This window comes from Hydrogenophaga sp. (assembly GCF_030158645.1).
Classification (GTDB): domain Bacteria; phylum Pseudomonadota; class Gammaproteobacteria; order Burkholderiales; family Burkholderiaceae_C; genus Hydrogenophaga.
On record NZ_JAOASO010000045.1, the window covers coordinates 57,528 to 65,264 of the forward strand.

The 7,737-nt window shown below is 67.3% G+C and carries 9 protein-coding genes; 2 read left to right on the forward strand and 7 right to left on the reverse strand.

The window, feature by feature from the left end:
• Positions 1-89: 89 nt before the first annotated feature.
• The 3 genes from Q1W68_RS05325 to Q1W68_RS05335 all read right to left on the reverse strand — a co-directional run bounded on the left by Q1W68_RS05325 (position 90) and on the right by Q1W68_RS05335 (position 2,539).
• Positions 90-323 carry a hypothetical protein gene (locus Q1W68_RS05325; RefSeq protein WP_300652629.1) on the reverse strand — a complete coding sequence of 78 codons (234 nt, stop codon included), beginning with the start codon at positions 321-323 and terminating at the stop codon, positions 90-92.
• A complete protein-coding gene (serA, locus tag Q1W68_RS05330) occupies positions 323-1,585 on the reverse strand; it encodes a phosphoglycerate dehydrogenase (protein ID WP_300715779.1) in 1,263 nt (420 codons plus the stop codon). Before serA ends, Q1W68_RS05325 begins: the two co-directional genes overlap by 1 nt.
• A gap of 63 nt (positions 1,586-1,648) precedes the next feature.
• Positions 1,649-2,539, reverse strand: coding sequence for a LysR family transcriptional regulator (locus Q1W68_RS05335; RefSeq protein WP_300652623.1), 891 nt, complete (start codon positions 2,537-2,539; stop codon positions 1,649-1,651).
• Between the two features lie 123 nt (positions 2,540-2,662).
• Between Q1W68_RS05335 and Q1W68_RS05340 the strand changes: the two genes are divergently transcribed.
• Positions 2,663-3,526: an MBL fold metallo-hydrolase gene (locus tag Q1W68_RS05340; RefSeq protein WP_300652620.1), complete on the forward strand. Its 864-nt coding sequence runs from the start codon at positions 2,663-2,665 to the stop codon at positions 3,524-3,526.
• A 122-nt stretch (positions 3,527-3,648) separates the two neighbouring features.
• Here the strand turns inward: Q1W68_RS05340 and Q1W68_RS05345 are convergent, their stop codons facing one another.
• On the reverse strand, positions 3,649-4,311 hold the full coding sequence (locus tag Q1W68_RS05345) for a nitroreductase family protein (RefSeq protein WP_300652617.1): 663 nt from the start codon (positions 4,309-4,311) through the stop codon (positions 3,649-3,651).
• Between the two features lie 203 nt (positions 4,312-4,514).
• Between Q1W68_RS05345 and Q1W68_RS05350 the strand changes: the two genes are divergently transcribed.
• Positions 4,515-5,234: a Crp/Fnr family transcriptional regulator gene (locus tag Q1W68_RS05350; protein ID WP_300652614.1), complete on the forward strand. Its 720-nt coding sequence runs from the start codon at positions 4,515-4,517 to the stop codon at positions 5,232-5,234.
• Positions 5,235-5,277: 43 nt separating this feature from the next.
• On the opposite strand, the gene Q1W68_RS05355 is transcribed toward Q1W68_RS05350, so the two are convergent.
• The 3 genes from Q1W68_RS05355 to Q1W68_RS05365 all read right to left on the reverse strand — a co-directional run.
• Entirely contained in the window at positions 5,278-5,706 is a 429-nt protein-coding gene (locus Q1W68_RS05355) for an FKBP-type peptidyl-prolyl cis-trans isomerase (RefSeq protein WP_300652611.1), read from the reverse strand.
• Positions 5,707-5,784: 78 nt separating this feature from the next.
• Positions 5,785-7,257 (reverse strand): efflux transporter outer membrane subunit, encoded by a 1,473-nt coding sequence (locus tag Q1W68_RS05360; RefSeq protein WP_300652608.1) that lies wholly within the window; start codon positions 7,255-7,257, stop codon positions 5,785-5,787.
• The coding region (locus tag Q1W68_RS05365) for an efflux RND transporter permease subunit (protein WP_300715781.1) at positions 7,250-7,737 on the reverse strand (488 nt) is incomplete at its 5' end. The genes Q1W68_RS05365 and Q1W68_RS05360, both read right to left, overlap by 8 nt.

Consider the following 7,737-nt stretch of genomic DNA (forward strand, 5'->3'; position numbering starts at 1 on the left):
TTGAATGAAGTGACCACGGTAAAAAGAAACGCGGGGTGGGTCTGTGCGCTGGCGAACGCGTCCTGGCATCAGCCCAGCGCACCTGGCGTTCATTCGCCGAGCAGGCGGGTGGCGATCTCGGTGGCGTCCAGCCGGTCGAAGCCCATGTTGTGGCGATGGGTCAGCGGCCCGCCGCCCGGGATCACCTGGCCGTGGGCGTCATGGCCAATGGCTTTGAACTTCCAGCGCCCGCCCACGAGCTTCAGGTTGCCGACCTGGCGACCCTGCACGTCCCGGACCGGGCAGGCGTCGCCCCGAACCGGGCCGATGGTCAGGCCCGGCATCAGAACAGCACGCGGGTGCGCAAGGTGCCGTTGACACCGGCCAGCCCGGACAAGGCAATGTCGGCGTGCTCGGCGTCGACATCGATGACCACGTAGCCCACGTCGTCGCGGGTCTGCAGGTACTGTGCGGCGATGTTGATGCCGTTGTCGGCAAAGACCCGGTTGATGGCCGACAGCACGCCCGGCACGTTGCGGTGCACGTGCAACAGACGGCGCTTGCCGGGGTGGGCAGGCAGAGCCACCTCGGGGAAGTTGACCGACGAGGTGGTGGTGCCGTTGTCGCTGTACCGGGCCAGTTTCTCCGCCACCTCGTGGCCGATGTTGGTTTGCGCCTCCAGCGTGGAGCCGCCGATGTGCGGTGTCAGGATCACGTTGTCCAGGCCGCGCAGCGGCGACTCGAAACGATCGGCGTTGCTCTGCGGCTCTTCTGGAAAAACGTCGATGGCGGCGCCGGCCAGGCGGTGTTCGCGCAGCGCCGCGGCCAGCGGCTCGATCTCGACCACGCGGCCGCGCGACGCGTTGATGAGCACCGCGCCGGGCTTCATCTGCGCGATCTCGCGCTCGCCGATCAGCCATTCGGTGCTGGCGTTCTCGGGCACGTGCAAGCTCACCACGTCGGCGGCGCCCAGCAGTTCGGGCAAGGTGGCCAACTGGCGGGCGTTGCCCAGCGGCAGCTTGCTGAGCACGTCCACAAAGACCACCTGCATGCCCAGCGCTTCGGCCAGCACCGACAGCTGTGAACCGATGGCGCCGTAGCCGATGATGCCCAGCGTCTTGCCGCGGATCTCGTGGGCGTTGCGGGCCGTCTTGAGCCAGCCGCCGCGGTGCGCCACCGCGTTCTTTTCGGGCACACCGCGCAGCAGCAGGATGGCCTCGCCCAGCACCAGCTCGGCCACCGACCGGGTGTTGGAGAACGGTGCGTTGAACACCGCGATACCGCGCTGCCGCGCCGCCACCAGGTCGACCTGGTTGGTGCCGATGCAGAAGCAGCCGATGGCGATCAGCTTGGGCGCGTGGGCCAGCACCTCGGCAGTGAGCTGGGTGCGCGAGCGGATGCCGACGAAGTGCACCTCGGCGATCTTCTGGCGGAGTTCTTCGTCGGACGGCGAGCCTGCGAGACTTTCGATCTGGCTGTAGCCGGCGGCTTGCAGCGTGGCGACGGCCGAGGGGTCGATGCCTTCGAGCAGGAGGAAGCGGATCTTGCGCTTGTCGAACGAGGTCGTGGCGGCTGGCGGGCTGGAGTGAGGGGGGGTGGTGCTCATAGCCGACCAATGTAGTCGGATCCGGCGAGGGCCGCTGGTTTGTGGAGGCCCACACGCCGCGCCCTACCAGGGCGGCGCCGCGAACCGTTGGACCAGAAAGTCGAGCAAGGCGCGCACCGCGGGGGCGAGGTGTCTGCGCGAAAGGTAGAGCGCGTGGATGGACATGGCCGGCGGCTGCCAGTCGGGCAGCACCACCACGAGCGAGCCCTTGGCCAGGTGCGGGTTGGCCAGGTAGGTGGGTTGAAGGGCCAGGCCACCGCCGGCCAGCGCGGCTTGCAACAAGGCCGTGGCTTCGTTGGCGCTGAGCTGGCTGCGGACCTTGACATCGCACACCTCGTCACCGCGCCTCAGGCTCCAGGTGCTCTTGCCGAAATTGGCAAAGCTCAGGCACCGGTGGTTCTCCAGCTCGCCCGGCGAGCTGGGTGTCCCGTGCTCGGCCAGATAGGCCGGGGAGGCCACGAGCACCGATGCACAGGGCGCCAGCACCCGCCCGATCAGGCTGGGATCGGGCTCGGCGCTGATGCGAATGGCCAGGTCGATGCGGGCTTCCACCAGATTGAGCGCACCTTCGCTGGCGTTGAGGTCGATCTTCAGCTGGGGATGCAGCTTCAGAAAATCGGCCAGCGCGGCCGCCAGCTCGGCGTAGGCGAACGACACGCTGCACGTGACCCGCAGCTGACCACGCAGCGCTGTGTCATGGCGGCTGGTTTCCTGCTCCACGTCATCCGCCAGGGCCAGCATCTGCTGGCTGCGGCGCAGACACGTCTCGCCCGCATCGGTGAGCGTGACGCTGCGCGTGGTGCGCTGCAACAGGCGGGCCCCGAGCCACTGTTCCAGCGCCCCGACGTGGCGCGTCACCATGGCCCGCGACATCTCCAGTTGATCGGCGGTGGCGCTGAAGCTGCCGTTCTCGGCCACCGCCACGAACACGCGCATGGCGGTCAGACGGTCCATGATCTGATCGATTTCTGAAACATATATGGCCAAATTTTGCGGTTTATTTGTTCGATTCAGGAAACTACAGTGCGTTTCGGCACTGAAGAGTGTCAGCTTCCCAACACCTTTCAGGAGCCTTCCATGATCCGCACCACCCTCATCGCCGCTTCTCTGGCCATCGCCTTCACGGCCCACGCGGCGCAACCCCTGACCGTCCAGGTGTACAACGCCGCCGGCAACAGCTTCAACGTCAATTCCACCTTGGTCTATGGCAACAAAGAAGCCATGGTGATCGACGCAGGCTTCACCCGTGCGGACGCCCTGCGCATCGCCGCCAACGTGCTCGACAGCGGCAAACAACTCACCACCATTTACGTGAGCCAGGCAGACCCGGACTATCACTTCGGCGTCGAGACGCTCCAGGAGATCTTTCCGCAGGCCGAGGTGGTGACCACACCCGCCGTGCTCGAAAAACTGAGCGCCAAGATGTCGGGCAAGCTCGCCTTCTGGGGTCCCAAGATGGGCGCCAACGCGCCGCGCAAACCCGTGGTGCCACGCGCGCTGGACGGCAACAGCCTGACGCTGGAAGGGCAGGTCATCGAGATTCGCGGCACGCAAGGCCTGCTGGCCCACCGGCCCTATGCCTGGATCCCGTCGATCAAGGCGGTGGTGGGCAACATCGGCGTTTTTGGCAACATGCACGTGTGGACCGCGGACACACAAAGCGCTGCCGAACGCGCCGCCTGGGTGGCCCAGCTGGACGAGATGACCGCACTCCGGCCCGACCTGGTGGTGCCCGGCCACATGAAGGCGGGCAGCTCGCTGGACGCCAGTGCCATCGGTTTCACGAGGGACTACCTGCGGACGTTCGAGAAGAACCTGGCCACCAGCAAGAACAGCGCAGAGCTGATCGACGCCATGAAAAAGGCCTATCCGCAGGTGACCGACGGTGCCTTGTCGTTGGACATTGGCGCCCGGGTCAACAAGGGCGAAATGAAGTGGTGAGTCCGGGGCGCAAGAAGCAGCATGGCCCGGCCATGTTCACGGCGCAGCGCCGGGCCGGTCAGGCCTGAAGCTGCGCCAGGGCATGGGCTGCCGCCGCGCGTTGGCAGCCCATGGACACACGCTCACTTGACGTGTGTCGCAAACTGCTCCATCGGGCGGCGCACCTTCTTCAGGTTCACCAGCCAGTCGCCTTCGTCGGCCCGGTAGCCCAGCGGCAGGATGGCGACGCTGCGCAGACCGCGCTCGCGCAGTTTCAGGATCTCGTCGAGCTTGGAAGGGTCGAAGCCTTCCATCGGCGTGCTGTCCACCTCTTCGAAGGCGGCAGCGATCAGCGCGGCGCCCAGGCCGATGTAAGCCTGGCGGGCCGCGTGGTTGAAATTCACCTCGGCGTCGCGTTGCGGGTAGCTGTTCAGCAGGCTCTGGCGGTAGTTCTCCCATCCCTCGTTGGTGCCGCCGCGCTGTTCGTTCGTCAGATCGAACATGTGGTTGATGCGCTCGGCCGTGTAGTTGTCCCAGGCGGCGAACACCAGCAGGTGCGAGCCATCGGTGATCTGGGCCTGGTTCCACGCGATGGGCTTGATCTGCTCACGCACCGCCTGGCTGGTCACGACGATGATCTCGAACGGCTGCAGACCGCTGGACGTGGGCGCCAGACGCGCGGCCTCGACGATGCGGTCCACCTTGTCTTGCGGCACGGCCTTGGTGGCGTCCATCTTTTTGGCGGCGTAGCGCCACTGCAGCTTGTCCAGCAGCACGGGGGGGGTGGGTTGCGACAGGTCGCTCATGGGGGTCTTCTCCAAAGGGTGTGTTGCCTGCACCGTGCAGGCCGCCCGGGGATTTTGACGCAGCGCAGCAAATGCTGCCCGCCGCCGCACAGAAGGCGGTGGCCGCGAGCCCGACGGGTGGTTGTATTCATCGGTTGGCAAGCAGCGTACAAGCTGAAGGGTGATCAACCGCCCGGGCAGCGCTCAACCGAGAGGAGCACCGCTTGAACGAACCTGACAACCCGCTTCAAAACCACCTGTTGGCCTGCTTGCCCGAAACCGAGTGGCCAAGGTGGAAGCCCCAGCTTGAGCTGGTGGATCTGCCCTTGGGGAAGGTGCTGACCGAATCGGGAGCGCCGTTGACCGATGTGCACTTCCCCACCAGCGCCATCGTGTCCTTGCTCCATGTGCTGGAAGACGGTTCGTCCGCGGAGATCGCAGTGGTCGGATTTGAAGGGGTGGTGGGCATCTCCATCTTCATGGGCGGCGGCAGCACACCCAGCCGCTCCGTGGTGCAGAGCGCGGGCCAGGGTTACCGGATGCGCGCCGAGGCCATCAAGGCCGCGTTCGAACACTCCAATGCGGTCCTGCACCTGATGCTGCGGTTCACGCAGGCCTTGATCACCCAGATGAGTCAGACCGCCGTGTGCAACCGCTACCACTCGCTGGACCAGCAGCTTTGCCGGTGGCTGTTGCTCAGTCTGGACCGCTTGCACGGCAACGAGCTGGTGATGACGCAAGAGCTGATCTCCAACATGCTGGGCGTGCGGCGCGAGGGGGTGACCGAAGCGGCGCTCAAGCTGCAAGCGGCCGGGTTGATCCGCTACGCGCGCGGCCACATCTCGGTGCTGGACCGGCCCGCGCTGGAGCACAGAACCTGTGAGTGCTACCAGGTGGTGAAGCGCGAGTACGACCGCTTGCTGCCGGGCAACACGGCGATCTGAGCCCGACGCCACCGGCGGGCACCGCGGTGCCCGTGCAACCGGGTTACCGCTTTCTCACCGCCAGCAGCTGCACCTGAAACTGCAAGGTGCTGTTGGCCGGGATCACGCCGGGAATGCCGCGCTCACCGTAGGCGGTGGCGGGGGGGCAGGTCACGTCGGCGGTGTCGCCGACCTTCATTTCCTGCAAGGCCTGCGTCCAGCAAGGCACCACGCGGTTGAGCGGGAAGGTGGCGGGCTCGCCGCGCTTGAACGAGCTGTCGAACTCTTTCCCGTCGGTCAGCGTGCCGCGGTAGTGCACCTGCACGGTGTCGGTGGCCGCAGGCTTTTCACCGGTTCCGGCGGCGGTCCATTTGAGTGCGACGCCCGAAGGCAGCGTTTTGTTGGCCGGCAAGGCACCGGCGGTCTGGGCATGAACCGAGGTGAAGACCGACAGCGCGGCCAGCAACGTGGCCAGTGACAAGGGTTTTTTCATGGCTGAAGAGTAGGTGAAAAGCGATGGCCCAGACCGGCGTGGGTGATCTCGGGTGGCCCGCGCGGGCCTCACTGGCTGCTAGCTGCTGGTGGCGCCCGGCTCCCTGGTGGGCGCTGGTGACGGCGGTGGTGTCCATCCCCCGCCCAGGGTCCGGTACACCGCCACCAGCGCGGTGGCCGTGCCCACCTGAGCCTGAACCAGCTGGTCGCGGGTGTTGAGCACTTCGCGTTCGGCATCGAGCACGGCGAGGAAGTCGGTCACGCCGGCGTCATAGCGCAGGCGCGCCAGGCCCGCGGCTTCTTCGGCGCTGCGGGCGGCCACGTCCAGCTTGTCCGCGCGTTGTGCGCTGCGGCTGTAGCTGCTGAAGGCACCTTCGGTTTCCTCCAGCGCCACGGCCACGGTCTGCTCGAAGCTGGCCAGGCTTTGCTGCGCTCGGGCTTCGCTGGCGCGGATGCGCGAGCGGATGGCGCCGAAGTCGAACGGCGTCCAGCTGATGCCGGCGCCCAGCGCATAACGGGCGGACTGGCCGTCGTTCAGATCGCCGATGCGCGCCGCGTTCAGGCCGAGCAGGCCCGACAACGAAAGACGCGGGTACAGCGCGGCGGTGGCCACGCCGATGTTGGCGGTGGCAGCGGCCAGCTCGCGTTCGGCGGCGATCAGGTCCGGCCGACGCTGCAGCCATTGCTCGGTGGTGCCCACGGGCAGCGTGGCCAGGTCGGTCACGGGCAGGCCGGGCAGTGGCGCGGGTGGGCTGAGCTCGGCCAGCAGGCTGCGCGGGGTTTGTGCGGTGAGCGTGGCCAGGCGGAACACGCTGCGCTCGATGGCGGTTTGCAACGATGGCACGGCGGCCTCGGTGCTGGCCACCAGGCCGCGGGCGCGCGCCAGGTCGAGCTGGGTGCCGCGGCCGTTGTCCACGCGGGCGTTGGTGATGCCCAGCGCGTCGCGCTGGTTGACCAGGCTGGCCTGGGTCACCCGCAGGCGCTCCTGCAAGCCGCGCAGTTCCAGGTAGTTGCGCGCCACCTCGGCGGCCACCGCGGTGTGGGCCGCGCTCAGGCCCGCCTCGCTGGCGCTCACGCGGGCGGCAGCGGCCTCGCGGCTGCGGCGCACGCCGCCAAAGAGGTCGATCTCCCAGTTGGCGACAAAGCTCGCGTCGTACGCCGTGCCGGTGCGCGCGCTGCGGGTGGTGCCGGGCTGCTGGGTGATGGGGCGGATGGAGCGCTCGGCGCTGGTGTCGATGCCCACGCCGGGCAAGCCGGCGGCGTCGGCCTCGCCCTGGTTGGCGCGCGCTTCCTGCAAACGGGCTTGTGCAATGCGCACGTCGCCATTGGCTTGCAAGGCGCGCTCGATCAGGGCGCTCAGGCGCGCGTCGTTGAAGCCGCGCCAGAAGGTGGCGATGTCGGCGGCGGGCGCCTGGATGTTCACGGCGGTGGCGCCGGCGCTGATGAAACGGGCGTCCGCCACGGCGGCGGGGCGCTGGTAGTCGGGGCCCACAGCGCTGCAACCCGCGAGCGCTGCGGTGAACAACATGGAGAGCGCAGAACGCTTACTCATGGCGGGCTCCTTCAACGGCGGCCTGCGGCGCGGCACCGCTGTGGCGGGCCTGGCGGCGGCTGCGCAAGAGCGCATAGAACACCGGCGTCAGGAAGATGCCGAACAAGGTCACGCCCAACATGCCGGAGAACACCGCAATGCCCATGGCACGGCGCATTTCGCTGCCGGCGCCACTGCCCAGGATGAGCGGCACCACACCGGCGCAGAAGGCAATCGAGGTCATGAGGATGGGGCGCAAGCGCATGCGGCAGGCGTGCACGATGGCGGCAAACAATTCCTCGCCGCGCTCTTCCAGCTCTTTCGCGAATTCCACGATCAGGATGGCGTTTTTACAAGCCAACCCAACCAGCACGACGAGCGCCACCTGCGTGAAGATGTTGAGATCCCCCGGCTGCGAAAACGGCGGGAAGCTGGAGAGCCACACGCCGAACAGCGCCGACAAGATGCCCATCGGCACGATGAGCACGATCACCATGGGCA